Genomic DNA, 25,857 nt, shown 5'->3' with positions numbered 1-25,857 from the left:
CGGGCTGGCTCCTTAGATGGCGGCTGGCAGTGCGCCACCCGCTCGCGGCTGGCGGCGGCTGACGGCGGCGACGTCTTCGGGTTGCAGGGCCGAGGCGGGCGCCGCATCGCGATACTCGGGTTCCACAAGCGAGCGGTACAGGCTGGCGTACAGGCTGACCGCGGCGCGCCAGCCGAAATCGCTGCTCATCGCGTTGCGCTGCATCAGCCGCCAGAGAATGCCGTGGCCGCGCAGGTCGAGGGCGCGATCGATCGCGGCGCTCATGGCCTGCGGCGTGTCGCCTTCAAAGAGCACGCCGGTGGCCGATGCCATGGCTGACAGCGGGGCGCGCGGACCGGGATCCTGGATCGTATCGGCCATGCCGCCCACCCGCGAGCCGATCGGCAGGGTGCCGTAGCGCATCGCATATAGCGGCGTCAGGCCAAAGGGCTCGAAGCGGCTGGCATGCAGCAGGATGTCGGAGCCGGCGTGCAGACGGTGGGCGATGCCCTCGTCGTAGCCGATATGGGTGGCGCAGCGTCCCGGATAGCGGCGCGCGATGTCCTGCAAGGCTTCTTCCAGCCGGTGATCGCCTTGACCCAGAATGGCGATCTGCAGATTGGGGTGACGGTCCAGCGCTTCGGGAAGCGCGTGCACCGCGACGTCCGCCATCTTCTGTTCGGTCAGGCGGTTGCCCATCCCCATCACCGTCGCGCCCAGATCCGGGCGCAAGCCGAACTCGCGTTGCAATGCCGCCTTGCAATGAATCTTGTTGGTCAGGTCTCGGACCGAATAGCGGTGGCTGCGCAGGTACGGATCGTGGGCAGGGTTCCACAGCACGTCGTCGATGCCGTTCGGGATCGGCAGCAGGTCGTCTGCACGGCTGCGCAGCAGCGCGTCCAGGCCGCAACCGAATTCCGGCGTCATGATTTCGCGGGCGTAGGTGTGGCTGACCGTGGTGACGCGGTCCGCGTAGCGGATGCCCGCCTTCAGGAAGTTGAGCTGCCCCCAGGCCTGGGCGCCGTCGTCGGTGCGGGCCCATTCGGGCACGCCAAATTCGTCGGCGCATGCCATCGGAAACAGACCCTGGAACGCCAGGTTGTGAATGGTCATCACGCTTTTCACGTCGCGCAGGTCGGCCGCGCGCAGCAGCAGCGGCACCAGGCCGGCATGCCAGTCGTGCGCGTGCACCAGCGTGGGGCGCGCAACGCCCGGCAATCCCGCCGCCACGCGCACGGCGGCGTGCGCAAGCGCTGCATAGCGCAAGCCGTTGTCGGGATGCTCGCGCCCGTTCTCGTCGGCGTAAAGGCCGCCACGGTCGTACAGGGCATCGTTCTCCAGCACCAGATAGTCGATGCCGGATTGCGGGCATTTGCCTTCCAGGAGGACGGCCGGGCCGCCGGGCAGATCCTCCAGCGTGGCCACTTCGCGCACGCGGTTCAACTTGGCGCGCACGCCCCGATAGGCAGGCAGCAGCACGCTCAGAGGCATTCGCGCCTCCATCAACGCGCGGGCCATGCCGGTAATGGCATCTCCCAGTCCGCCCGTTTTGGCCAGCGGAAAAGCTTCTCCCGCCACAATCAGGGTTCTTGTCTTCGCCATGCTTGCTCCAGTTGATAGGCCGAGGCCTTCCCTTACGCAAGCCGTGTGCCCAAACCCGCTGGCACCAGAAAAATTGCGCGATGCAGCACAAATGCGGGTCATCCAAACGATGGAGCGACGACGCAGGCCTGCCGCCCGCCACGGCCGGTTTGTAATTTTTATCTGCGTCCCTACGCCCAAATTCCAATCCGGGGCGGGAACGGCGGTTGCTGCAAGAAGACGCTTTCAACGACGACCGCATGGAGAAACGTATGGAAACAGTGTCGGACTTCGTGTTGAAGCGGCTGTCGCAGTGGGGCGTGCGCAAGGTGTACGGGTATCCCGGCGACGGCATCAACGGGCTCATCGGCGCCTTTGGCCGCACGCAGGAGCCGCTGGAATTCATACAGGCCCGCCACGAAGAAAGCGCCGCTTTCATGGCGTGCGCCCATGCCAAATTCACGGGGCAGGTCGGCGTATGCCTGGCGACCTCGGGGCCCGGCGCCATCCATCTGCTCAATGGTCTGTATGACGCCAAGCTGGATCATCAGCCGGTCGTGGCGCTGGTGGGCCAGCAGGCCCGCAGCGCGCTGGGCGGCGACTACCAGCAGGAAGTGGACTTGATCAGCCTGTTCAAGGACGTCGCGCACGATTACGTGCAGATGGCGACGACGGCGGAGCAGGCGCGCCACATGGTGGACCGCGCCATGCGCATTGCGCTGGAGCGGCGCAGCGTGACCTGCGTCATCTTCCCCAACGACGTGCAGGACTTGCCGGCCGTGCCGGCGCCGCCCCGTGAGCACGGCACGGTGCACACTGGCATCGGCGTAACCTCCCACGCCGCGGTGCCCGGCCCGGACGCGCTGCGCAACGCCGCCGACATCCTGAATCGCGGCGAGAAGGTGGCAATCCTGGTGGGCGCGGGCGCGCTGCAGGCGGGCGAACAGGTCAGCGAGGTCGCCGAGCTGCTGGGCGCCGGCGTGGCCAAGGCGTTGCTGGGCAAGGCCGTGCTGCCGGACAGCCTGCCTTACGTGACGGGCGCCATCGGACTGCTCGGCACGCAGCCGAGCTGGGACATGATGAACGAGTGCGACACGCTGCTGATGGTGGGCACCTCCTTCCCGTATGCGGAATTCCTGCCGCAGGAAGGCCAGGCGCGCGCCGTGCAGATCGACCGCGACGGCCGCAAGCTCAGCCTGCGCTATCCCGTGGAAATCGGGCTGGTGGGCGACAGCCGCCTGACGCTGGAAGCGTTGATACCGCTGCTGGAACCCAAGAAAACGCGGCGCTGGCGCGAGCGTATCGAGAAGCAGGTTTCCGCCTGGCGCGAAACGGTGCATGCCCGTGCGATGGTCGATGCCAAGCCGATCAATCCTCAGCGCCCGTTCCTGGAGTTGTCCAAGCGCTTGCCTGCGCAGGCCATTCTGACCTGCGACTCGGGCTCGGCCGCCAACTGGTATGCGCGCAACGTCGACATTCAGGCCGGCATGATGGGTTCGGTGTCGGGCGGGCTGGCCACGATGGGTTGCGGCGTGCCCTATGCGGTGGCGGCAAAGCTTGCCTATCCGGATCGGCCTGTCATCGCCCTGGTGGGCGACGGCGCGATGCAGATGCTGGGCATCAACGAGCTCATCACCATTGCCCACCGGTGGCAGGACTGGAGCAATCCCACCCTGATCGTCATGGTGCTGAACAACGGCGATTTGAACCTGGTGACGTGGGAACAGCGCGTGATGGGCGGGGACCCGCGCTTTCCGGACTCGCAGTGGTTGCCCAAGTTTTCTTATGCGGAATATGGCCGGATGCTGGGCCTGGAGGGCATCCGGGTGGACAGTCCCGACGACGTCGGGCCGGCGTGGGACCGCGCCTTGGCGGCGGGACGTCCTGTCGTGCTGGAGATGGTGACCGATCCCGAGATGCCGCCGTTGCCGCCCCACATCCCGGCCAAGCAGATCGGTGCGTATTTCAAGGCGTTGCGCCAGGAAGATGCCGCGACGGGCGGCGCGGCGCTGCGCGCGACGATCAAGCAATGGTGGGCAAGTTGACAGCCGATTGCATCAGTCTTTTCATTTCAGGAGCACATCATGGCAAACACTGAGGGGACGCGTTCCCCACCGCCCGGACAGGGCGGACAGAAGACCCCGGACCAGGCGCCCGCCGAACAACCCCAGCCCGACGCGCCCGGCGCGGGCAAGGATGAGAAGGGGCACTGGCCTCCGGACAGCATTCCCAATCCCATGCCGGGGGTCGACCCCCAGCAGACGCCGGGCATCGACCGGCTGTGACCGGCCCCGCACGGCTTGCGGCTTGCGGGCCGCGCCTCGCGTGCGCCGTGCCGCGGGGGGAGCGATCCGCACTTTTCAAAGGAGTACCCATGAACAAACGAGATAGGCTGCGCGACATGTTCCACACCTCGGACTCGTCTTCGCGGACGATGCGCGACCTGATATCAGGCACCGAGGATTTGCTGCGAAGCACCGCCAGCTACAGCGGGTCGGAGATCGAATCCGCCCGCGACAAGCTCAAGCATCAGCTGGACGCCGCACGCGATCAGGCCCGCGGATGGGAGCGTGCGGCCTGGGACCGGGCGCGCGTGGTGTCGCACGCCACAGATGAATACGTGCATGAAAACGCCTGGAAGAGCATCGCAGGCGCCGTGCTGCTGGGCGTGCTGGCCGGCATCTGCATGATGTCGGACCGCGGTAACCGGCGCTGACGCCAACCCCCGCGCGGCCCGACCCGCGCTCCGGCCGGGGCCGATCCTGCACACGCAGGGCCGGCCCCGGCATTTTTGTGGGGCCGCATGTAAGAACTGCCATCTTGTGCGGGCCGGACCTGCGCAAGGCCGGGGCGCCAAGCCGCACAGCGGTGTGGCACAGGGCTTGCTTGGAGGATGACCAGCATGCCGAACCGTTCGCCATGCAAGACGCTTTACTGAAGGAGATTCACCATGAACCATCCGTTGACAGGCGCCGGCCAGGCGCAAAGCGAAACCAAGATCGTGGGCGGCCCGAAAAACGATCCCAGCGGTCCCGGTCCGCAGATCATGGCGGCCAGCACCCTTGAAGGGAACGACGTCTACAACCCGGCTGGCGAATCGCTGGGCAGCATCCAGGAAATCATGCTGGACGTGCCGCACGGGCGCATCGCGTATGCCGTCCTGTCGCGCGGCGGCATCCTGGGCATTGGCGACAAGCTGTACGCCATTCCGTGGAGTGCGCTGACGCTGGATACCGACCGCAAGTGCTTCGTGCTGAACGTGGACAAGGAGGTGCTCAAGAACGCCGACGGGTTCGACAAGGACAATTGGCCCAGCATGGCGGACGAAACCTGGGCCAGAGGCATTCATCAGTATTACAACCAGCCCCCGTATTGGTAAGCCGCTACCGACGAGGACGCCATGCTCCGGGAAGGCAGACTGATTGCGGTTTCTCCCTGCTTCAACGACGCCGTCGGCGGCTGTGCAGGCCTGCTGGCGGCGCGTCCGGACAGCACCGTGCTCACGGTGTATTCGGGCTTGCCGCTGCCGTCCGGTTGCGCCAGCGACAAGGACAGCGCCGACCGTCTTGCAAGCGGACGCGAAGCCGTCCTTGCCCGCCAGGCCAGCAGCGAGCGGGCGCTGTCCCTGCTGGGCGTGCGCGGCGTGCAGATGGATCTGGCGGAAGATCCGCGCCCGGACAGCGGCAGGGCCGGGCGCTTGACGGGCGCCCTGGCATCGGCGCTGTCCGCACTGCGGCCACGGGTGATCCTGATCCCGCTTGGGCTGTGCGGGCCGGCGCAGCTGCAAGTGTCGGACGCATGCCTGACCGCGCGGGCGCTGTTTCTGCGTGTGGAGTGGATCGCCTATGAAGAGGTCGCGGACGCCGAGCCGGGCGCGGTCCAGGAGCGGCTGGCCAGTCTGCTGCGCCATCGGATCCTGGCTTCACCGTTCGACGCCGGCGCCGAGGGCGACGTCACGCGTGCCCATCTGCGCGCCCTGGCCGCGCGCAACAGCCTGGCGGCAGAGGTACAGGCGGGGCAGGTTGGCGCTTTGCCATCCCGTCCCGAACGCTACTGGCGGCTGTCCTGGCGGCGTGAGGTCGCTTGACCAGCATCGAGACGGCGAGGCCGGGCGCCGTCTCATCCTTTTCGAGCATTGATGAATGATTGCGCATCCCGGACGATGCTCCAGGTTGCGCAGGCCGCCGCGCCTCGCTATGGTGCAAGGGGTGTGGCGCCGGCGGCGCCGGTGATTTGTACAACTTCGGAAACCAAGATGAGTTCGAACGCAGCCGACGCGCGTGGCCGGTCAGGCTGGGGCACCGCCCTGGCGATATTGCTTCTGATCGGAGCCGTCCTTGCGGTGTTGGCGCTGGCCGCCACCCGCGTGGTCGAACAGCGCATCGCCAGCATTCTGGGCCCCCGGAGCCAGGTCGGCAATGTGCAGGTCGGCCTGCGGCAGGTGGTGCTGACCGACGTTACCGTACCCGGCGCATCCGGCCAGCCTGGCGCGCGCGCCCAGCGCGTTGAACTTGAACCGGAGTGGACCGCCTTTCTGCGCCGCGAGGCCGTGTTCAAGCGCATCATCATCGACGGGTTCGATTTCGCCGTGGTGCGCAGTCCCGACGGCGACATGCAGATATCCCCCGCGCTGCAGGCGGCGCTGCGGGCCGGCGTGGGGGATGGCAAGACGCGGCGCAACGGGCCGATCCGCGTCGCCGAGCTGATCCTGGGCGATGGCCGGCTGGAATACCTGGACGGCGCTGTCTCCAAGCCGCCGCATCGCATTCCCTTCAAGGACGTGCAGGCGCGGCTGCAGCCGGTGGTCATTCCTGGCGATGGCACGTCCAGCGACATGGAATTTAGCGGCCAGGTCGAGGACAACCGCAATGGCGAGTCGACGGTGCGCGCGCGGGGCAAGGTGGTGATCGGCGGCACGGATGCGGACATCACGGTCGCGGCGCGCAACATGGACGTGCGCCATGCCGCGCCTTATCTGGCCGAGAACGGCGCCGGCTCGCTGTCGGGCGGTTCGATGGACCTGGACATGAAGACATCGATTGCCCGGCATGAGCTGAAGGCCTCGGGCGCCGTGGCCTTGCACAACCTGAAGTTCAGCGGCGACGGCAGCCTGTTCTCGTTGCCGCGCAAGGCAGTGCTGGCGGCCATGAAGGACAAGAGCGGCACGGTCCGGTTCGACTTCGCGTTGGCGGGCAGCCTGGATAATCCGAAGTTCTCGGTCACGCGCGGCTTTGCGGCGCAGGTGGCGCAAGGCTTCGGACACGCCATCGGGGTGGGCGCCGAAGGCGCCGCGGAAGGGGTCGCGGGCGCCGTCAAGGAATTGGGCAACGCGTTGTCGGACCTGCTCAGCCCCGCCAAGCCCTGAGCCGTCGCCGGGTAGCCGCCTAAGGCAGCGGGCGCGGCCGGCCGACCCGCGCGCCCATGACCATTTCGGTCACCCAGTTCACCAGGATCGACGTATAGGCCTGCTGCGAGGCCTTGTCGCTGAGGGCGTGATCCGCGCCATCCAGGATGCGGTGCGTCATCGAATGGGACCGCCGGAAGGCCGAACGGTAGTTCATGATCGTCGAGTGCGGAATGTACACGTCGTGCTCGGCTTCCACGATCAGCACGTCGCCGGTGAAGGTGGCGCAAGAGGCCAGCGCGCGGTTGCTTTCGGGCTCGATATGGGTGTTGCGATACGCCCGCAGGGTTTCGCGGTTGAGCTGGTTCTTGGGCAGCATCCATTCGTCGTCGCGGTACAGTGCGGGCACGTGCAGGGCCAGCCAGCGCACGCGGCGCAGTCCGCTCAGAATGGCGGCCAGGTAGCCGCCGTAGCTGCTGCCCACTACCGCGACCGAGCCGCTGTCCAATGACGGATGGGCCGCAAGCCGGTCGTAGGCCGCCATGACGTCGCGCAGGTTGTCGTCGCGCGACACCTGCATCTGCTGCGCCTGCGTGGCGGCATGGCCGCGCAGGTCGAACGTCAGGCACACGCATCCCAGCGCGGCGATGCCCTTGGCGCGGGCCAGGTCGAACTTCTGGTCGCCGCCCCAGCCGTGAATGAACAGCACGCCCGGCACCTTGCTCTCGGGCGTCAGAAACGTGCCGGCCAGCTGCTGGTCCGCCACGTCGATTTCGATTGGGTCGCTAAAGGCGGCCATCGTCGTCCTCCAGAATGCCCCCGGATTTGGTGATCATACCGACGGCGGAATCTTCGCCGCGATACACATATTGCTCGGACGTGGGCGGCGGCTCGTCGACGCCATAGCGTTCGCGCGTGAAGGCGGACACGGACTTGAGCGATGGCGACAGCATGAACGCCTGCAGCGCGGACAGTTCCGCAATGCTGGCGCCGCCCGCCCGCCACGATTGCTCTAGCACGCCGGCGCGCGGTTCGCCTCGGGCATTGCGGCCCACGCCCACGTCGTAGTTGCGCCGGGACGCGAAGAAATCAGGATAGGCGGTGGATACCGCCGTGTCATAGCGGCAACTCAAGTCCACCGCCTGCCGTTCTTCGTCGGTCAGGTTCAGCGCCCGCAACTCGTCGAAGCCCCCGCGGGCAACGGTGAGATTCGAGCCGCCGTACACGGAGACGCCGTTGTTGTCCGGTGTCAGGCACTGCGTGCCCACGTACGACGCTTCCAGCTTGCCCACGCGCACCCAGCCCACGCTGTAGGTCTCGATCTGCGCCAGGTCCTCCTCCAGCACGAGGCCCAGGCGGCGCACGGATGCGGCGTCCTGTTCGCTCAGCGCGGCTCGCAATTCCTGCGCGTTGCGCACGACGACCTGCCCGCGGCCCGCAGTGGCGTCGGCTGGCTTGACGCGGAATGCGCCTTCTTGCAGCAGCCGTTCCCCGGCCCGGTAGGCGTCCTCCAGCGTGAAGGCGGTGAAGCCGCGAAGCACAACCTCGTCGAGCGCGCCGGCCAAAGATGGCGCCCACCCCTGCGGCACCCGCGCCTGGGCGTCGACGACGCCATGGGTGATGGATTTGGTGGCGACGAAGGCATGCGGCGTCACGCCGCCGAACAGGTCGGCCGCTCGCGTGATGCCCAGCTTTGTCGCGCGGGCCAGGCTGGTGATGCTGCGATCCGGCACGTAGTAGGGCGGTGGTTCGCCACGATTGCGGGTCGGCCGGAAGTCCGGGGCGAACCGCCGTCCCAGCAAGGCGGCAACGCGCAACGCCAGCGCCTCCTGCGAGGCGATATCGTGTTCGGACGCAGCGGCGCGCCGCGGATAGGCGGCGACGGTTCCTGCGGAGTCGGGTCGGAGTCTACTCATGGCGGTCCTCATTGCACGCGGCTTGCTTGGCCTGGGGGAGCGGCGTCCGCCTTGCGCCGACGCATGCCCAATTTCAGCTCGATCAGGGGATACGCGATCAGCGCCAGGCACAGCGGCGCCAACGCGTAGACGGCGCGGTAGGCCAGGGCCGCGCCCAGCACTTCGGTGGGCGGAATGTGGGATCCCAGCGCGGCCACGAAGATGGCCTCGGTGGTGCCCAATCCGCCGGGCACGCGGGTGATGACCGACGCGAAGCTCGTGCAAAGCAGGATGCCCAGCACCGCCGGGTAGCTTGCCTTGCCCTGCAGCAGCACATAGCAGATGGCGCCCATCAGGGACCAGGACAGCGCCGCCAGAGCGCATTGCGCCACGGCCATGCGGGCGCGCGGCAGCGCGATGTGGTGGCCCATCCAGGTGACGCTGCGGCGCCGGGCCCGTGCGCACGTCACGACGTACGCAATGCCCAACGACAGCAGCGCGAGTCCCAGGATGCGCAGCATGCCGGAGCCGATCTCCCAGCCCGCCGGCACCGGCACCACGCCCAATGCGAACACGATGCCCGCCAGCCACGCATAGCCGATCCAATTCGATGCCGCCGCAAACAAGGCGACGCGGGTCGCGACAGACTTGCGGCAGCCCAGCCGCGTGTACAGCCGCAGCCGTGCCCCCAGGCCGCCCACCAGCACGCCCAGGTTCAGGTTCAGCGCGTAGCTCAGCATCGCCACGCCCAGCGCCTTGGGCGCGGGCAGGTGGTGGCGCGTGTATTTCTTGCCCAGGAGGTCCAGGCTGCCGTACGCAAGGTAGCCCGCAACCACCAGTCCGGCCGCGATGGCGATGGTCTGGCCCGGAATCTTGCGCATGGCGACCCACACCTGCGGCCAGTCCACGGAGCGGCCGAAGTAATACAGCAGCCCTGCGACCACGATCAGCACCAGTACGGGCAGCACGCGCTTGATACGGGGCCAGCGGCGCCTCAACGCCCGCATGGGTGACGAATGCAGGATCTTCATGCGGTCTCCCTTCCGGTATCCGCCGTCATGGATTGCAGGCGCGGCTTATGGGCCGGCAAGCTGCCCGCCCACGCGGGGAACCGCCGCAGAAAGTGAAACACCACCACGCCCAGCCACAGGCGGCGCAACCGGCGCCGCGAGTTCTTGGCCATCTCGACCGGCCGGCAGTCTTCGGCAATCAGCCGGTCCAGGCTCTTGCGCAGGGCTGCGTTCAGCGACGCGTCCCGCACCACGACGTTGGCCTCCAGGTTCAGCGCCAGACTCAGCGGATCCAGGTTGCTCGAACCAATCGTCGACCAGTCATCGTCCACGCACGCGACCTTGCCGTGCAGCGGCTGCTTGCAGTACTCATGGATCTCCACGCCCGAATCGATCAGGTAGTCGTACAGCATCGACGCGGCCAGGCGGGCGACCAGAACGTCCGGCTCGCCCTGCAGCAGCAGCCGCACGCGCACGCCGCGGCGGGCGGCCTTCACCAGATCGCGCAGCAGGTGGTAGCCCGGAAAGAAGTAGGCATTGGCGATCAGCACGTCCGAGCGCGCCGAGCGCACGCCTGCCCGGTAGTAGCGTTCGATGTCGCTGCGATGGCTGATGTTGTCGCGCACCACCAGCCGCCCGCCGCCGTCGCCGGCGGGCAGGGGGTCCATCCGGGCGGGGCGCCGCCGCAGCCGCCGCTTGCCGTTGCCCAGCTGCGCGCGCGCGTAGTCGGCGATGTCGGCCGCCAGCGGCCCTTCGACCAGAACGGCATAGTCCTGCTTCGCCTCGGGGCCATAGTCGGGCAAATGGTCCGCGGAAAAATTGATGCCGCCGATGAACGCGCGCTCGCGGTCGATGCCCACGATCTTGCGGTGCATGCGCCGGAACACGTTCGTGCGCACGCCCAGAAAGCGCGGGCGCGGATCGAACACGTGAAAGCGCACGCCGGCCTCGGTCATCGCGCCGATGAATTCCTCGCTCAGCTCGTCGGACCCGTAGCCGTCGACCAGCAGGTCCACGCTGACGCCGCGCTTCGCGGCGCGGATCAGGACCTGCTGGATATCCCGGCCGACGCTGTCGTCGAACAGGATGAAGGTTTCCACCAGCACTTCGCTCTTGGCCGCGTCGATGGCCTCGACGACGGCGGGAAAGTACTCCGTGCCGTTTTCCAGCAGGGTATATCGGTTGTTTTCGCGCCAGCCCAGGTTCATAGCGCAATCTCCGCACAAATCGGCACATGATCGGAAAGCCGCGACCAGACGCGCGATGCCAGTGGCACCGGTTTCCAGTCGCGCACACTGCGTACATAGATGCGGTCCAGCCGCAGCAGCGGCCAGCGCGCCGGGAAGGTCCGCGCGGGCCGGCCCAGACGCGACGTGAACACCTCCTGCGTGCCGCAATCGCGCATCAGGGTGTCCGCACGCAGCCGCCAGTCGTTGAAGTCGCCCGCAATCAGCAGCGGCTCGTCGGCGGGCACGCCGTGGGACACCAGCTCGCACAGCCGGCGCAATTGCTCGCCCCGGTGGCGCTCGAGCAGCCCCAGATGCACGCAGATGGCGTGCACGGGCGAGGCAAGGGAAGGGGGTCTCAAGACGCAGTGCAACAGGCCCCGGCCCTCGTGGCCATCGACGCTCACGTCGTGGTTCTCGTGGCTTTCGATCGGGTAGCGCGACAGGATCGCGTTGCCGTGATGTCCTTCGGGGTAGACCGCGTTGCGGCCATACGCGAAGTCCGTCCACAACGTGTCGGCAAGAAATTCATACTGCGACTGCGCCGGCCAGGAATCGTGGCGCCCGGCGTGCGTCTGGTGTTCTCCCAGGACTTCCTGCAGAAAGACCACGTCCGGGGAAGCGGTGCGCAGCGCCTCACGCAGGTCGTGCAGCATGAAGCGGCGGTTGAAACTGGTAAAGCCCTTATGGGTGTTGACCGTCAACACCGTCAGCGTCGTGGCGTCGAGGGAATGCGAAGCGGGCATGAAAACTCCGGCAGATGCGATCTGGCGGAGTGAGCAAGCGGCGTGCCCGGGAAGTAACCAAACGTGTTGATCCGCAGCCGAGGCCGTTAAGGCGTCGGCTGCGTTGGCGCGCTAGTGGCCCGATTGCGCCCCGGGTTGGGCATAACGCCCGACCAGCGTTGCGCTGGCCTCGTTCAGTCCCATGACCTCGACCTGACGGCCCGCGCGGCGCAGCTTGAGCGTCACCTTGTCCAGTTCGCCAACGGCCGAAATGTCCCAGAAGTGCGCGCCCGTCAGATCGATCACCACGCGCTCCACGGCTTCATGAAAGTCGACCGCCGCCGAGAACCGCGACGCCGAGGCGAAAAAGATCTGCCCCGAATAGCGGTAGGTACGCGTGCGCCCATCCTCGGACAGCGACGTGGCCACGTGCAGCAGCCCCTTGACCTTGCCGGCAAAGAACAGACCGCTCAGCACCACGCCCACCAGCACGCCGCGTGCCAGGTCGTGCGTCCAGACCACCACGGCGACCGTCGCCAGCATGACGACCGACGACTGCCAGGGATGCGAGCCAAGGTTGCGCAAGGAGCGCCAGTTGAAGGTGCCAATCGACACCATGATCATCACGGCCACCAGGGCCGGCATCGGGATCTGCGCCACCAGGGGGCCCAGCGCCACGATCAGGAACAAGAGGAAGACGCCCGCCACGCAGGTGGACAGACGCGTGCGGCCGCCGGCACGCACGTTGATGACGGACTGGCCGATCATGGCGCAGCCGCCCATGCCGCCCAGAAAGCCCGTGACCAGGTTGGCAATGCCCTGGCCCTTGCATTCGCGGCGCTTGTCGCTGGCGGTGTCGGTCATGTCGTCCACGATCTGCGCCGTCATCATCGATTCCAGCAGTCCCACCGCGGCCATCGTCAGCGAGTACGGCAGGATGATGCGCAGGGTTTCCAGCGTGAAGGGCACATCGGGAACCATGAACGACGGCAGGGCAGAGGGCAGCGCGCCCATGTCGCCCACCGTGTTGACGTCCAGGCGCGCCTGGATGGAGACGGCCGTCATGACGATGATGGCGATCAGCGGCGACGGGATGGCCGTCGTGAGCCGGGGCAGCAGGTAAATGATGGCAAGCGCGGCGGCCACCATGGCATACGTGACCCCTGTCACCCCGATCAATTGCGGCAGCTGCGCCATGAAGATCAGGATGGCCAGCGCATTGACGAAGCCGGTCACGACCGAACGCGACACATACTGCATCAGCAGGTCTAACCGCAGGAATCCGGCGGCGATCTGCAGCAGGCCCATCAGCACGGTCGCGGCGAACAGGTAGCTGACGCCGTGCTCGCGCACCAGCGGCGCGACCAGGACCGCGACTGCGGCGGTCGCGGCCGAGATCATGCCCGGCCGCCCGCCCATGAACGCGATGATGAACGCGATGGAAAACGAGGCATACAGGCCAACGCTGGGGTCGACCCCGGCGATGATGGAAAAGCCGATGGCTTCGGGAATGAGGGCAAGGGCGACGAGCACCCCCGACAGAACGTCCGCGCGCGGATTGGCCATCCAGTCGCGGCGAAGCTTGGAAAGAACTGACATTGATTGGCTAAGCAGATTTGAGCAAGCGCCGGGCGTGGGTCGCGCCGCAGCGTGTGCGGCAGGTCAAGGGCGATCGCCCGTTGGGCTTGCAGGTTGTCCGAGGGATAGGCGCCCGGCCGAGCCACCCGGCAAGCCGGGTCCATCTGGGATCGCGACAGCATCGCGGCCGCGCACCCGTTGCGGGTGCGGCGGACGCGATTGTACTGCCTAACCGGCGCCTACCGCGGCGCGGGCGCCGGGCCGGCGTAGTATTGCGCCAGCGCCTGGATCTCCGCGTCGGTCAGGCGCTGCGAAAACGCCCGCATCACGCCGACATCGTCGTTCTGGCGCGATCCGTTGCGAAACGCGTTCATCTGGTCGGTGAAATATTCCCGAGACTGCCCGGCCAGCCGCGGCAGCAACGGGCCTTCGCCCATGCCGCGCAGACCATGGCAATTGGCGCAGGCGGGCAGGGCGCGCGCGCCGTCGCCTTCGACATCCAGCTTGCGCGCCGCCTCGCCGCCGAATTCGCCCACGTGCAGCGGCGGGCCGGCCAACGTGCCGTAGTAGGCCGCCACCTGTCCGATTTCTTCCTCTGTCAGCGCGCGCGCGATGGTGTTCATCAGGGGTTGCACCCGCGTGCCGGACCGGAAGTCGGCCAGCTGCTTGGCCAGATATTCGCTGCGCAGCCCCGCCAGGTTGGGGAAAATGCCGCCCGTGGGCGTGATGCCGGCCGGGCCATGGCAGGCCACACAGGCCTGCACCCCCGCGCCGGGCTTGCCGTTCGCGGCCAGCTGTTTGCCTGCTTCGGGATCGGCCTCGCGCAGCCATTTTTCCCAATCGGGGCGCGACGCGGTGAAATCGGTGGCGCTGCGTCCCGGCACGGGTTTCAGGGGGGCTGGCGGCTGGGCGCCCGATGGGGCGGCAGGCGCCGCTGCACCCGATACGGCGGCAGGTGCCGTCACGCCCGATCCCGCGGCGGGACCCGGCGCGGCGCCCGGTGCAGCCGGGGCCGCCGCTTGTCCCGCCGGCGCGGCCGTCTGCGGGGCCGGACTCGCGGCGGGCGGTGGCGGTTGCGGCACGGCCGAGGCCCGGATCGCCTCGTCGCCGCCCGCGCCCATCATCTGGTGCACGGTCGCGACCAGCGTGAGGGCCGGCACGGCGACCATCAACCCGACAGTGAAGATGATGCCTTTGCGATGTTCGATCATGATGACACCAGCGGGCCCGGCGAACGCAGATAGTCCGCCTTGATTTTCTCTACGATCCAGTAGGCGGTGGCGCCCACGGTGCCTGTCGGGTTGTAGCCCGAGTTCTGCGGAAAGAGCGCGGCGCCCGTGACGAACACGTTGGGCACGTCCCACGACTGACCGTAGCGGTTGACGACGCTGGTGTTGGGATCGTCGCCCATTGCCGCGCCGCCCGTCAGGTGGGTGGACTGATACGCGGTCGCCGAAAACGGCCGCTTGCGGGGGCCCGGTTCGGTGCGGACGATGCCCTTCATGGCGCGTGCGATCTCGTCGCCTTTTTCCGTCAGAAAGGCCGACATGCGGATGTCGTTGTCGGGAAAATCGTAGGTCACCCGCAACAGCGGCAGGCCCCACGCATCCTTGTATGTAGGATCCAGGCTCAGGTAGCCGCCGCGCCAGGGCTGCGCCGAGCCGGTGATGGTGATGTTGGCCGCATGGTTGTAGTAGCGCGCGACCGCCTTCTTCCATTCGGAGCCCCACGACGGCGTGCCCTTGGGCGTGGGATGAAAGCCGATCGGCGCGCCGCTGACCACCTGGATCTGCAGATAGCCCCCGCCGACGAAGCCCACGGGTCCGTGGTCGAAGTTGTCGGCGCTGAAGTCGTCCATCGTCACCGCCACCGCGCCGGCGCCCATGAACGGATTGATGTTGACCGACTCATCAAAAAACAGGTTTACGCCCGAGGTGGTCTGGTGCGTGTAGTTGCGGCCCACGACACCGGTGTTGGTTGCCGGATCGAAGGGCTTGCCGATCCCCGAGAGCAACAGCAGCCGCACGTTGTTGATGCCGAACGCGCACAGCACGACGATCTCGGCCGGCTGGAAGACTTCTTCGCCGCCCGCATCCACGTAGGTCACGCCCCGGGCGCGCTTCTTGTCCGGCGTCAGCTCCACGCGCAGCACATGCGCGCCGGTGCGGATCTCGAAATTCTCCATCTTCATGGCCACCGGCAGGATGCACACCTGCGGCGAGGCCTTGGCGAAGTGCTCGCAACCAAAGTTGGAACAGAATCCGCAGTACACGCACGCGCTCATGTGCAGGCCTTCGGTGTTCACATAGGGCCGCGTACAGAGCGCGGACGGCTGCACGTAAGGGTGGTAGCCCAGCTTGCGCGCGGCTTCGCCAAAGAGCGCCGGCGCGTAAGGCACCTTCATGGGCGGGTTGGGGTAGGGGCGCGAGCGCCACGGCTCGAACGGGTTGCCGCCTTCCTGTTTTTCGCCCTTGATGTTGCCCGCCTGGCCGGAAGCGCCGATCAGGTAATCGAAGCGGTCGAAGTACGGCTCCAGCTCGTTATAGGTGATGCCCCAGTCCTGACAGGTCAGTTCCTTGTCGAAGATGTCCTTGCCATAGCGCTCGTTGTAATGGCTGCGCATGACGAAGTCGGTGGGATCGAAGCGGTAGTAGGCGCCCGACCAGTGATTGCCCGCGCCGCCCAGATGCGTGCCAGGGTAGGCAAATTGCCACCGGCGCATCGGCAGCGCCTTCTGGTCCGTGTTGTTGCGGAACGTGTAGGTTTCGGTCGCGGCGTCCTGATGCAGTTCGTGGCGGCGCGTGTACTTGAGTTCGTCGTGGACATTGGGCCCCTGAAAGTCAGGCGACGGCCACCGTGCCTCGCCGCGTTCCAGCACCACGACCCGTTGCTTGGCGGCGGCAAGCTCCTTGCCGATGATGGAACCGGTCCATCCGCCTCCAATGATTGCGACGTCGACCGCCGGTAGCGTTTTAGCCATGCTTGCCTCCGGGCGTCATCTTGTGGCTCGTGGCGTTGGCAATGGACACCGGCTGGCCGGCCCAGATCACGCCGTGGCGCTCGATGTCGTTGGAAAACGAGGCAAACGCGCCGGGAAACCCCACGAGCTTCCACCCCACCATGTCCGCATTGCCGCCGTAGAGCGGGTCCGAAAAGAATCCTTCGATCGTGCCTTCGAGCAGTGCCTGGAAAAACACACCAGAAGGCAGCGGCGAGAAGTCGGGCTTGCCCTCCTGCATGTCGCGCAGCCAGGCGTCCTGGCGCGACGCATCCAAATCCGCGAACGGCTTGCCGTCCGCTTTGCGCGCCGCCGCGTCCAGCGCGGCCAGACCGCGCCGGAACATTTCGGCCGGTGTGAACGAAAGCTGGTAGCCCTGTTCCGGCGTGCCCGGTTCGAAAGGACCCTGGCGGTAGAGCTGGCTGCCCGCGCCCCAAGCGCCGGCAAGCTGGCCGTCAAGAAACAGCGTCACCCCGGCTTCCTTGGCGCCCGGACCCAGATCGTCGGCCGGAATCAGCCGCGCGGCGATGGCGTCCATCGTCAAGGCTTCCTGCGCATTGAAAAATTTGAGCGTCCGGTTGGGCGCGGCGCCGGTCGCGGCAGCGTCCGGCTGGGGGGCAGAAGGGGGATGGTCCGGTGCGCTGATTGCGCGGGGCGCCCAGGCGGCGCCGGGGACGCCGACGGCAAGGGCCTTGAGCAGCCCCCGCCGGCCGGGTACTGGTTGATCACGCATGTATCGCTCCCTCGGTGGGGCAGGCACGCCACTTGCCCCTGGATGAACAGAGATCCCGCGTCAGCTTATTGGCCTGGGGCTCAGTGTGTCACCGCTGTCGACCAAGGAGCAACCATGAAACACCCGATTCTGTATCTGTGCGCTACCGTCATGAGCGGCTTGCTTGCCACCGGCGCGTCGGCGCAGCGCGTTGAAAAAACGTTGGTTGCGCAGGCGCAGATGACGACGCCCGGCATGAGCGCCACCGGCCAGTCCAAGCGGGACCAGCCGTCCGGCGCGCAACAGCCGCCCGCGCAAACGCAGGGCGCGCAAGACAAGGGCGCAAACCATAAGGACGCAAAACAGAAACAGCGCGACCCCAGCCGCGACGAGCCCGGGCGCGCGGGCTCGAGTCCGCGGCAAGACGACGCCGGCTCGGACACGCGAGGCGCCAAGGGCACGCCGGGCAGCAATACCGGCTCGACAGGACACGGCGGCATGCCCGGCTCCGGCGCGTCGTCGGGCTCTGGCGGCACGGCTGACCTCCGTGGCCAATGAGGGTAGTAACAGCCCCAAGTCGCGCAATGCGCCTTTTCAGGTAAGATTCAGGATCCTGTAAGAAAGAGAGCCCGGCGGATATTCTGATGCATTGCTGCCCCGGCAGCCTGGAGCCATCCGCCTTCTATGAACGAAGACCCTCCTCCTAGCAGGGCGCCGCACTCCTGCCGGCGCCCGACATCTTCTCCTCACACTGCCGCGGCAAGGCTTGTCTGCCTGCGCGCCGCCTCCCTGATTGCCACTGCGGCCACGCCGCGCCTGGGCGGCCGCGCGCCGCCTCGCCGGGTCACGTCCATTCGCGCACCTCTGCAACGATTGCGGTGCGCTCCTGATGCAGTCCCTTCCCGCCGGCGCGTCCCGAACGCGCGCTCGCTTACGCTTTCCGTGGAAACCTGATGATTTTCGACTGGATGTCCGACCCCACCGCCTGGCTTGGCCTGGCGACGCTGGTCATTCTTGAAATTGTGCTGGGCATCGACAACCTGGTGTTCATTGCCATCCTGGCGGACAAGTTGCCGCCCGAGCAGCGCAACCGCGCGCGGCTCATTGGCCTGACGCTCGCGCTGGTGATGCGGTTGGGCCTGCTGGCCAGTATTGCCTGGGTGGTCACGCTGACTGCGCCGCTTTTCACCGTGCTGGGCGCCGAAATCTCCGGACGCGATCTGATATTGATCCTGGGCGGCCTGTTCCTGCTGTTCAAAGGCACGATGGAACTGCACGAACGCGTGGAAGGCAGCGCCAGCCACGACCAGGGGCAAAAGCCGCAGCACGCCGTCTTCTGGCAGGTCATTCTGCAGATCGTGGTGCTGGACGCCGTGTTCTCGCTGGACTCCGTCATCACCGCCGTGGGCATGGTGCAGGAACTGAGCATCATGATGATCGCCGTCGTGCTCGCAATGGCCGTCATGATGATCGCCAGCCGCCCGCTGATGGCGTTCGTTGGCCGTCACCCGACAGTCGTGATCCTGTGTCTGGGCCTGTTGCTGATGATCGGTTTCAGCCTGGTCGCCGAAGGCCTGGGCTTCCACGTTCCCAAGGGTTATCTGTATGCGGCCATCGGCTTCTCGATCCTGATCGAGCTGTGCAACCAGCTGGCCCGCCGCAACCGCGCCCGAGGCACGCATGCGCTGGGCCGCCGGCAGCGCACGGCGCAGGCCGTGCTGCGCCTCTTGCGCGGCGGCCGCGCCGGCCAGCCGGTATCGCAAGCCGATGAAGTGGTCGCGCTGGTGGACGGCGCCGGGGACGAGCCGGCCTTCGCGCCCGAGGAAAGCTCGATGATCGAGCGCGTGCTGTCCATCGGCACGCGCGACATCCGCTCCATCATGGTCCCGCGCGGCGACATGACGTGGCTGGATGTGTCCGACACGCCCGATGTGATCATTCGCAAGTTCGCCACCGGTCACTCGCGCCTGCCGCTGTGCGCGGGGGATCCGGCCAACGTGCTGGGCGTCCTGCACTTCAAGGAGGTCCTGCCGCTGCTGCAGAACCCCGGTCCGATCGACCTGGTGGAACTGGCGCGCGAACCGCGCTACGTGATGGAAACCACGCCGGTGCTGAAGGTGCTGGATGAACTGCGCGCCTCGCGCGATCACATGCTGATCGTCGTCGACGAGCACGGCGTGTGCGAAGGCCTGGTCACGCCGCTGGACGTGCTGGAAGCGGTGGCGGGCGACTTGCCTGAACACCAGGAAGACCACCCGGACGCCCTGCAGCTGTCCGATGGCTCGTGGCTGCTGGGCGGCCGCTTGTCCGTCGACGAAGCCGCCCGCCTTCTGGATGCGCCGGCGCTTGCCGACGACTATCCCGATGCGACGCTGGCTGGATGCCTGCTGCGCGCGGGCGGCCGGATCCCCGAAACGGGCGACACCGTGATGCTGCGTGACTGGGGGTTCGAAGTGACGCGGCGGGACGGCCTGCGAATCGACCAGGTGCATGCGCGTCCGCACCAGCCCGAAGTCAGCGCGGCCGACTGACGGGCAGGGCGGCTCGCCGCCGCCTCAACTGCAGATGCGGCGCCATGGCGACCGGTTCACCGGGCAATAGCCCGGACACCGCGTCGCCACGGCCTTGCCGCTCACGCATTGCGCGTTCGGCTCGGTGAAGCCGTATTCCATGCTGCCGTAGCATCCGCACAGTTCCAGGATGGTGCCCGGCGGGTGTTTTGGCGGATCGGCGGGCGCCTTTGCCGGCTTGGCGGTCTTTGTGGTGTTGGCGGCGGATGCCGCGGCTGGCGCGGCCGGGGATGCTGTGGACGCGGCTTCGGCTCCCCCCGCGGCGGCGGACGCAGCGGCCTCGGGCGGCGCGCGGTTCGATTTCGTTTCGCCTGCGCCCAGGCGTTCCTTCACCGCTGCCGCGCTCATCCCGCAGCGTTTGGCAATCGTCGCCACGGTGCGTCCCGCGTCCGACATCTCGCGCAATGTCTTGTCGCTGCATGCCGCCTGCGCGCCGGCTGGCGCCAGGACACTCAGCCACAGCAGCACGCATGCGATTGCTCCAGGCCTGCATAGCGTCATGTTGCGCCTCCCGCACCTTGGTGCGCCGGGGCAGGACCACGCCCAAGTTGGACCACAAGTGCGGGCTAGCGTAGAGCGGCTAAATCAAGCGTGTCAATGCGGCCCGATCGGATGGCCCGAAGGGATTGCGTCACCGGCCGCCAGCGGGTCGGACGGGCGCCATCCGGCTGGTATCCGGCCGAAGCCGGATCAGGCGTTTCAGCGCATCCGCGCAGAACTGGGTGTTCACGCGGGCAGCGGGAAAGGCGCTCCAGCCACTACACGCGCGAAAGAAATGGCATCGACCGCGCGTTCGGCCTGCTTGCGAGCAGCCGCAAGATAAGCCGGCCCACGGGCCGTTCCCTCCACCGATACAAACGTCACCTGCTTCAACCCGATGGTCGCCAGCACATGCCGCAGGTATGGCGTCAGGAAGTCCGGCTGACGGGCCTCTTCGCCGCTGAAGGCCCCGCCCGACGAAATCGCGACAAACACGGGGCGGTCCGCCAGCAATCCGACCTTGCCTTGCGGCGTGATGTGAAACGTATTGCGCACCCGGACGACAAGGTCCAGCCATGCCTTCAACGCGGAGGGGACGGTGAAATTGTGCATGGGCGTGGCCAGCACGACGTGGCTGGCGTTTTCCAGCATCCGGATCAGCGCGCCCGACGCGTGCAGCGAACCGCGCCCGAGCACGTCGGCGGCAGGATCCGCCGGCGCGGCCAGCGCCGCCGCATAGTCGCTGTCCGCATGGGTGAGGGTGGTGGCGTCAAACTCGACGACCTCCAGGCCGCCGGCCGGCGCCGACCGCACGAGGCGGTCGACGATGCGCTGGGACAGGCGATAGCTCTCGGAATCGAGCCCCCGCGGGCTGCAGCGGATACGAAGAATGCTCATTGGGTGTTTCCTTTCAAGGATTTGCTGAACCGGATGGCGCTGGTCAACAGGCCCTGCCGGAAGTAGAAGCGTTGCGCCAGCGCGTTGCCCAGCCCGGTGTCCAGCACCAGCTTGTCGCAGTCCGCGCCACGCGCCAGGTGATCCAGCTCGGCGATCAGCCGGGCGCCCCAGCGGCTGCCGCGCGCCGACGGCGCCACCACCAGGTCGTCCACGTACAGGAACCGCCCGTAGATCAGGTTTTCCTGATACCGGTATCCCGCCAGCGCCAGCGCCTCGCCGTCGCGCATGACGGCGAGCAGGCGATAGTTCTGCTGGTGCATGCGGGCTAGGCGTTCGACAACCGCGTCGTCGTGGGCAAGATGGGGTCGCAGCTCGCGCATCAGCGGCAGGCAGGCCTGCCATTCTTCCGGGGTCTCCAGATGGCGCAAGGACGGTTCCGTGGATGTGTGCATGGGATCAGTCGCTCGAAGTTCAGGGCGCGAAGCGCACGCCCACCGTGAGTACGAATCTTAAAAACCACATGCCATAATTTGAAGGGCCATAAATGCGCTTACGGACTATGCCATGATTCCTGCCACCCCCGACGGTCTGCAAACCGTCTCTGACGCCGCCGGCCATCCGCTCTACCGCCAGATCTATGAGCGGTTCCGGGGCGCCATCGCCGAGGGCACCCTCAAACCCGGCGACCGCATCCCGTCGGCACGCGCGCTAGCCAAGGAAATCGGCGTGGCGCGCGGCACCATCGAGGTCGCCTATTCGCTGCTGGCGTCCGAGGGCTACATCCAGGCGCGCGGCCAGGCCGGCACCGTGGTCGCTCCCAACCTGCAACCGGTTGCGCGTTCCGCGCCCGCTGCAAAGGCCCGGCCCGCCGAGGCGCCGGTAGACGGCTGGCAACGTCCGGCCGCACCGTTGCCTTTTCAGATGGGGCTGCCCGCGCTCGACGTCTTTCCGCGCAAGATCTGGGCGCGTCTGGGCGCGCGCCATCTGCGCGGCATGCAGCCGCCGGACCTTGCGTACCCGGATCCCTCGGGCTTGCTCGCGCTCAGGACCGCGACGGCCGCCTACCTGCAGGTGGCGCGCGGCATCCAGTGCACGCCCAGCCAGGTGTTCATCACGTCGGGCTACAACAACACCCTGCAGCTCATCATGCAGGCGTTGTTCAAGCCCGGCGATTCGGTCTGGGTGGAAGACCCCGGCTATCCGCCCACGCGGGCGCTGCTGGCGCAGGCAGGGATGCAGGCCGTGCCGGTGCGCGTGGACGCGCTAGGGCTGGTCGTGGAGGCGGGCATTGCGCAGGAGCCGCGGGCCAGGGCGGCGGTCGTGACGCCCGCGCACCAAAGTCCGCTATGCCTGTCGCTGTCGCTGCCCCGGCGCCAGGCGCTGCTGGACTGGGCTGAACGCAGCAGCGCGTGGATCGTGGAGGACGATTACGACGGCGAATACCGCTACGTCGGCCGTCCGCTACCGGCCCTGAAAAGCCTGGACCGGCAGGGTCGCGTGCTGTATTCGGGCACCTTCAGCAAGGTGCTGTTTCCCGGCATGCGGCTCGCCTACCTGGTGGTGCCCGAGGAGCAGGCGCCGCGCTTCGAGCGCCTGTGCATGCTTCTGGCGGGCGGCGCGCCGGCGTTGACGCAGGCCGTGCTGGCCTCGTTCATCAACGAAGGACACTTCGCGCGCCATATCCAGCGCATGCGCCGGCTGTACAGCGAACGGCGCGAGGCCACGGCCGCGGCGCTGTCCAGCGTGCTGGGCAACCGGTTGCGCATCGATCCGCAGCCGGGCGGCATGCACCTGGTGGCGCGGCTGGATGGCCATCAGACCGATCGCGAACTTGCGGCGCGCATGCTGCGGCAGGGCCTGTACGCCCATGCCTTGTCGCACTGGTCGGCGGCGCCGGACGCGCGCGCCGGCCTGCTCATGAGCTTCACCAATATCGTCTCGGCCGAGCAGGCGGAGCAGCTGGCGCGCCGCATCCTGCAGCTCATGTGAGTCGCGGCAGGAGAGCGCCGGTCAGTTCAAGCCGGCCTTGTCCAGGCCATAGGCCTTGTCCGCGGACCCGGGCTCGGTGCGGAACGCGACGTTCAGCCGGTTCCAGCCATTGATGCCGACCACCAGGAAGGTCAGGTCCGACAGTTCGGTTTCCGTGAACTGCGCCCGCACGGCATCGTAGATCTCGTCCGGCACGCCGTGCGGCGGCAGCGTCGTAAGCGCCTCGGTCCATTCCAGCGCGGCGCGTTCACGGGGCGAGAAAAGGGGCGATTCGCGCCAGATGGCGACGTGATGCAGGCGCAGCGCGCGCTCGCCCTTGATCGTGGCTTCCTTGACGTGCATGTCCAGGCAGAATCCGCAGCCGTTGATCTGCGAGGCACGGATATCGACCAGCGAGCCAAGCTCCTGGACCACAGGCGTCTTCTTCAACGCCATGCTGAAGTCCAGATACTTCTTCGACAGGACTTCGGACACCTGGAAATAATTCAACCGTTGGCTCATGTTCAGACCTTTCTATTGCAATGGGATGGGGGAATGACCGGTAAATGATGGCGCCGATTGGCCTACCGCTGAAGTGCCAAGAACCCATTTTTGATATGGGCCATGATGCGTTGGGCGGTCCGCCCGCCAAGCGCCAATTCCTGACATTTATCCGATTGAATCCCGGCCGTGGCCCGGCTATAAGCTTGGTGCTGGGGCCTTTTATAAAATCGCCGCCCCGATTCCCCAAGAAGCCCGAGCCAATGCCGCACCCATCCCCCCATGACGAACATGTCGACAGCAAGCCGGCCACCGGCGCGCGTGCCCAGACGGACCGAGGGTCCTGTCTTGAAGTGTTTCTGGTGTTCCTGCGCCTGGGCTTGACGTCCTTTGGCGGACCGGTCGCGCATCTGGGTTACTTCCGCACCGAATTTGTCGACCGGCGCCGTTGGCTCGACGATTACACCTTTTCGGATCTGGTCGCGCTATGCCAGTTTCTGCCGGGTCCGGCCAGCAGTCAGGTCGGCATGGCGATCGGCCTGCGCCGCGCCGGCTGGGCCGGCATGCTGGCCGCGTGGGTCGCCTTTACGCTGCCTTCGGCGCTCGCCCTGATCGGATTTGCGATGGGGCTTGCCCACTACGGCTGGCTTTCCGGGTCGGCGGCCATTCATGGGCTGAAAGTGGCCGCCGTGGCCATCGTTGCGCAGGCGGTATGGGGAATGGGCCGTTCGCTGTGCCCGGACCGATCCCGCGCGGCGCTGGCGGTCGCCGCCGCATTACTCACGGTGGTGCTGCCGGCTGCGCTGGCGCAGATCGGCGCCGTGGCGCTGGGCGCGGTGATCGGTGCGGCCTTCCTGCAATTGCCGGCCCGGCCCGTCCTGTCCCACGCGCCTTCCGGCGTGTCGCGCGCGGCGGGCGTGGCGTCGCTGGTGCTCTTTGCCGTGCTGATGGCGGGGCTGCCGCTCTGGGCGCTGATCTCCAGCGGCGCGCTGGCGGGCCAGATCGACGGCTTCTATCGCGCCGGCGCGCTGGTCTTTGGCGGCGGGCACGTGGTGCTGCCGCTGCTGGAGACGGCGTCGGTCTCCACCGGCATGGTGTCCAGCGCGGATTTCCTGGCCGGTTACGGTGCGGCCCAGGCCATGCCCGGGCCCTTGTTCACCTTCGCGGCCTTCCTGGGCGCGATGTCGTCCGGCCCCTTGTCCGGATGGGCGGGCGGCTTGCTGCTTCTCTGTGTCATCTTCGTGCCGGGCGCCTTGCTGCTTACCGCGGCGCTGCCGTTCTGGGACACGCTGCGGCGCCGGCCAGGCGTGCGCAACATGGTGGCCGGCGTCAATGCCAGCGTCGTCGGCATCCTGCTCGGCGCGCTGTATGACCCCGTCTGGACCAGCGCAATCCTGGGCAAGGCCGACTTTGGCCTCGCGCTGTTGCTGTTCGCGTTGCTGGTCTATGCCCGCTGGTCGCCGTTATGGGTGGTGCTGCTGGCGGCTGTCAGCGGCTGGTCGCTGGGCTGGCTGGTCTAACGCCCGGCCCCAGCCGCCGGCGCGTCGTCACGACGTCCAGCGCGGCGGGCGTTTCTGCAGGAAGGCGTCGATGCCTTCGCACGCGTCCGCCTCCATCATGTTGCGGGCCATCACGTCGCCCGCGTAATCGTAGGCATCGGCCAGGGACATCTGCCGCTGCTTGTAGAACATCCGCTTGCCGTAACGCACGGCCGCCGGGCTCTTGGCCAGGATGTCGTCCACCAGCGTGCGCACACGCGCATCCAATTCGCTCTCGGGCGCCGCCGCGTTGATCAGCCCCCAGTCCACAGCCTGGGCGGCATCGATGAAGCGCGCGGTCATCAGCATCTCGAAGGCGCGCTTGGCAGACAGGTTGCGGGTCAGGGCCACGGCGGGCGTGGCGCAGAACAGGCCGACGTTGATGCCGGACACGGCGAACTTCGCGGTGTCTGCGGCGACTGCCAGATCGCAGCTGGCGACCAGTTGGCATCCCGCCGCGGTGGCAATGCCGTGCACCTTGGCGATCACGGGCACCGGCAGCGCCTGCAAGCCTTGCATGACGCTGCCGCATCGGCGAAAGAGCGCCCGGTAGTAATCAAGGTCCGGCTGGCTGCGCATCTCGCGCAAGTCATGGCCCGCGCAGAACGCGCGGCCGGCCGACTCCAGCACCACGCAGCGGACGTCGGCATCGCATGCCAGTGTGTCGATTTCCTGTTGCAACGCGGCCAGCATCGCCTCGGACAAGGCGTTGAACTGGGAAGGGCGGTTCAGGCGCAGCGTGACGACGCCGCCTTCGGCGCTGCGCAGCAGCACCGGTTCGTCCGCGGGTTTTTCGATGGACATGTCGCCTCCAGGTGGTTGTTCCTGGATACTAGCGCACGCCCCGCGCCCACT

Annotated in this window: 25 protein-coding genes and 1 other annotated feature; of the genes, 10 read left to right on the top strand and 15 right to left on the bottom strand. The window is 67.3% G+C overall.

The window, feature by feature from the left end; translation table 11 throughout:
- Window positions 1-12 precede the first annotated feature (12 nt).
- Window positions 13-1,581, bottom strand: a complete 1,569-nt coding sequence (gene glgA, locus KVT32_RS08365) for a glycogen synthase GlgA (RefSeq protein ID WP_217618016.1) — start codon at window positions 1,579-1,581, stop codon at window positions 13-15.
- Window positions 1,582-1,832: 251 nt separating this feature from the next.
- Here glgA and KVT32_RS08360 point away from each other — a divergent pair, with 251 nt between their 5' ends.
- From KVT32_RS08360 to KVT32_RS08335, 6 genes are all read left to right on the top strand, one after another.
- Window positions 1,833-3,605, top strand: a complete 1,773-nt coding sequence (locus KVT32_RS08360) for a thiamine pyrophosphate-requiring protein (RefSeq protein WP_217618015.1) — start codon at window positions 1,833-1,835, stop codon at window positions 3,603-3,605.
- A gap of 39 nt (window positions 3,606-3,644) precedes the next feature.
- Entirely contained in the window at window positions 3,645-3,845 is a 201-nt protein-coding gene (locus KVT32_RS08355; RefSeq protein WP_062839516.1) for a hypothetical protein, read from the top strand.
- Window positions 3,846-3,934: 89 nt separating this feature from the next.
- Window positions 3,935-4,276 carry a YqjD family protein gene (locus KVT32_RS08350; RefSeq protein WP_056317742.1) on the top strand — a complete coding sequence of 114 codons (342 nt, stop codon included), beginning with the start codon at window positions 3,935-3,937 and terminating at the stop codon, window positions 4,274-4,276.
- Window positions 4,277-4,510: 234 nt separating this feature from the next.
- Window positions 4,511-4,939, top strand: a complete 429-nt coding sequence (locus KVT32_RS08345) for a PRC-barrel domain-containing protein (protein WP_152384423.1) — start codon at window positions 4,511-4,513, stop codon at window positions 4,937-4,939.
- Between the two features lie 21 nt (window positions 4,940-4,960).
- Window positions 4,961-5,647 carry a PIG-L family deacetylase gene (locus KVT32_RS08340; RefSeq protein WP_217618014.1) on the top strand — a complete coding sequence of 229 codons (687 nt, stop codon included), beginning with the start codon at window positions 4,961-4,963 and terminating at the stop codon, window positions 5,645-5,647.
- Between the two features lie 168 nt (window positions 5,648-5,815).
- Window positions 5,816-6,925 carry a DUF748 domain-containing protein gene (locus KVT32_RS08335; protein WP_217618013.1) on the top strand — a complete coding sequence of 370 codons (1,110 nt, stop codon included), beginning with the start codon at window positions 5,816-5,818 and terminating at the stop codon, window positions 6,923-6,925.
- Between the two features lie 19 nt (window positions 6,926-6,944).
- Here the strand turns inward: KVT32_RS08335 and KVT32_RS08330 are convergent, their stop codons facing one another.
- From KVT32_RS08330 to KVT32_RS08290, 9 genes are all read right to left on the bottom strand, one after another.
- On the bottom strand, window positions 6,945-7,703 hold the full coding sequence (locus KVT32_RS08330; protein WP_056317755.1) for a S9 family peptidase: 759 nt from the start codon (window positions 7,701-7,703) through the stop codon (window positions 6,945-6,947).
- Window positions 7,690-8,820, bottom strand: a complete 1,131-nt coding sequence (locus KVT32_RS08325; RefSeq protein WP_217618012.1) for a DUF3182 family protein — start codon at window positions 8,818-8,820, stop codon at window positions 7,690-7,692. Before KVT32_RS08325 ends, KVT32_RS08330 begins: the two co-directional genes overlap by 14 nt.
- Window positions 8,821-8,828: 8 nt before the next feature.
- Window positions 8,829-9,830 carry a lysylphosphatidylglycerol synthase domain-containing protein gene (locus KVT32_RS08320; protein WP_152384428.1) on the bottom strand — a complete coding sequence of 334 codons (1,002 nt, stop codon included), beginning with the start codon at window positions 9,828-9,830 and terminating at the stop codon, window positions 8,829-8,831.
- Window positions 9,827-11,017 carry a cardiolipin synthase ClsB gene (clsB, locus tag KVT32_RS08315; protein ID WP_062839509.1) on the bottom strand — a complete coding sequence of 397 codons (1,191 nt, stop codon included), beginning with the start codon at window positions 11,015-11,017 and terminating at the stop codon, window positions 9,827-9,829. Before clsB ends, KVT32_RS08320 begins: the two co-directional genes overlap by 4 nt.
- Window positions 11,014-11,781: an endonuclease/exonuclease/phosphatase family protein gene (locus KVT32_RS08310; protein ID WP_056317766.1), complete on the bottom strand. Its 768-nt coding sequence runs from the start codon at window positions 11,779-11,781 to the stop codon at window positions 11,014-11,016. Before KVT32_RS08310 ends, clsB begins: the two co-directional genes overlap by 4 nt.
- A 111-nt stretch (window positions 11,782-11,892) precedes the next feature.
- Complete coding sequence (locus KVT32_RS08305; RefSeq protein WP_217618011.1) at window positions 11,893-13,359, bottom strand: SulP family inorganic anion transporter; 1,467 nt, start codon at window positions 13,357-13,359, stop codon at window positions 11,893-11,895.
- A 91-nt stretch (window positions 13,360-13,450) separates the two neighbouring features.
- Window positions 13,451-13,503, bottom strand: a sequence feature (sul1 is cis-regulatory element that is thought to sense ions involved in sulfur or methionine metabolism; They are found in Alphaproteobacteria).
- A gap of 74 nt (window positions 13,504-13,577) precedes the next feature.
- A complete protein-coding gene (locus tag KVT32_RS08300) occupies window positions 13,578-14,549 on the bottom strand; it encodes a c-type cytochrome (RefSeq protein WP_217618010.1) in 972 nt (323 codons plus the stop codon).
- Complete coding sequence (locus KVT32_RS08295; protein ID WP_217618009.1) at window positions 14,546-16,318, bottom strand: GMC family oxidoreductase; 1,773 nt, start codon at window positions 16,316-16,318, stop codon at window positions 14,546-14,548. The genes KVT32_RS08300 and KVT32_RS08295 overlap by 4 nt, the downstream gene beginning before the upstream one ends.
- Window positions 16,311-17,069 carry a gluconate 2-dehydrogenase subunit 3 family protein gene (locus tag KVT32_RS08290; protein WP_152384432.1) on the bottom strand — a complete coding sequence of 253 codons (759 nt, stop codon included), beginning with the start codon at window positions 17,067-17,069 and terminating at the stop codon, window positions 16,311-16,313. Before KVT32_RS08290 ends, KVT32_RS08295 begins: the two co-directional genes overlap by 8 nt.
- Before the next feature lie 114 nt (window positions 17,070-17,183).
- Here KVT32_RS08290 and KVT32_RS08285 point away from each other — a divergent pair, with 114 nt between their 5' ends.
- Window positions 17,184-17,606 (top strand): hypothetical protein, encoded by a 423-nt coding sequence (locus tag KVT32_RS08285; RefSeq protein WP_217618008.1) that lies wholly within the window; start codon window positions 17,184-17,186, stop codon window positions 17,604-17,606.
- 395 nt (window positions 17,607-18,001) lie between these two features.
- Window positions 18,002-19,579 (top strand): TerC family protein, encoded by a 1,578-nt coding sequence (locus tag KVT32_RS08280; RefSeq protein ID WP_152384434.1) that lies wholly within the window; start codon window positions 18,002-18,004, stop codon window positions 19,577-19,579.
- A gap of 24 nt (window positions 19,580-19,603) precedes the next feature.
- On the opposite strand, the gene KVT32_RS08275 is transcribed toward KVT32_RS08280, so the two are convergent.
- The 3 genes from KVT32_RS08275 to KVT32_RS08265 all read right to left on the bottom strand — a co-directional run bounded on the left by KVT32_RS08275 (window position 19,604) and on the right by KVT32_RS08265 (window position 21,447).
- On the bottom strand, window positions 19,604-20,086 hold the full coding sequence (locus tag KVT32_RS08275; protein WP_217618007.1) for a hypothetical protein: 483 nt from the start codon (window positions 20,084-20,086) through the stop codon (window positions 19,604-19,606).
- 258 nt (window positions 20,087-20,344) lie between these two features.
- Window positions 20,345-20,995, bottom strand: a complete 651-nt coding sequence (locus tag KVT32_RS08270) for an FMN-dependent NADH-azoreductase (RefSeq protein ID WP_217618006.1) — start codon at window positions 20,993-20,995, stop codon at window positions 20,345-20,347.
- Window positions 20,992-21,447, bottom strand: a complete 456-nt coding sequence (locus KVT32_RS08265; RefSeq protein ID WP_217618005.1) for a GNAT family N-acetyltransferase — start codon at window positions 21,445-21,447, stop codon at window positions 20,992-20,994. The genes KVT32_RS08270 and KVT32_RS08265 overlap by 4 nt, the downstream gene beginning before the upstream one ends.
- Window positions 21,448-21,559: 112 nt before the next feature.
- Between KVT32_RS08265 and KVT32_RS08260 the strand changes: the two genes are divergently transcribed.
- On the top strand, window positions 21,560-22,984 hold the full coding sequence (locus KVT32_RS08260; protein WP_217618004.1) for a PLP-dependent aminotransferase family protein: 1,425 nt from the start codon (window positions 21,560-21,562) through the stop codon (window positions 22,982-22,984).
- A gap of 21 nt (window positions 22,985-23,005) precedes the next feature.
- Here the strand turns inward: KVT32_RS08260 and KVT32_RS08255 are convergent, their stop codons facing one another.
- Entirely contained in the window at window positions 23,006-23,485 is a 480-nt protein-coding gene (locus KVT32_RS08255; RefSeq protein WP_056317802.1) for a carboxymuconolactone decarboxylase family protein, read from the bottom strand.
- A 242-nt stretch (window positions 23,486-23,727) separates the two neighbouring features.
- On the opposite strand from KVT32_RS08255, the gene chrA reads away from it, so the two are divergent.
- Window positions 23,728-24,984: a chromate efflux transporter gene (chrA, locus tag KVT32_RS08250; RefSeq protein WP_152384439.1), complete on the top strand. Its 1,257-nt coding sequence runs from the start codon at window positions 23,728-23,730 to the stop codon at window positions 24,982-24,984.
- A gap of 27 nt (window positions 24,985-25,011) precedes the next feature.
- Here the strand turns inward: chrA and KVT32_RS08245 are convergent, their stop codons facing one another.
- Complete coding sequence (locus KVT32_RS08245) at window positions 25,012-25,806, bottom strand: enoyl-CoA hydratase (RefSeq protein ID WP_217618003.1); 795 nt, start codon at window positions 25,804-25,806, stop codon at window positions 25,012-25,014.
- Window positions 25,807-25,857: the final 51 nt, after the last annotated feature.

It is taken from the genome of Achromobacter sp. GbtcB20, from assembly GCF_019091095.1.
Classification (GTDB): Bacteria; Pseudomonadota; Gammaproteobacteria; order Burkholderiales; family Burkholderiaceae_B; genus Achromobacter; species Achromobacter mucicolens.
The sequence above is the reverse complement of the archived record's forward strand: the minus strand, read 5'-3'. Positions and strand labels throughout refer to the sequence as shown.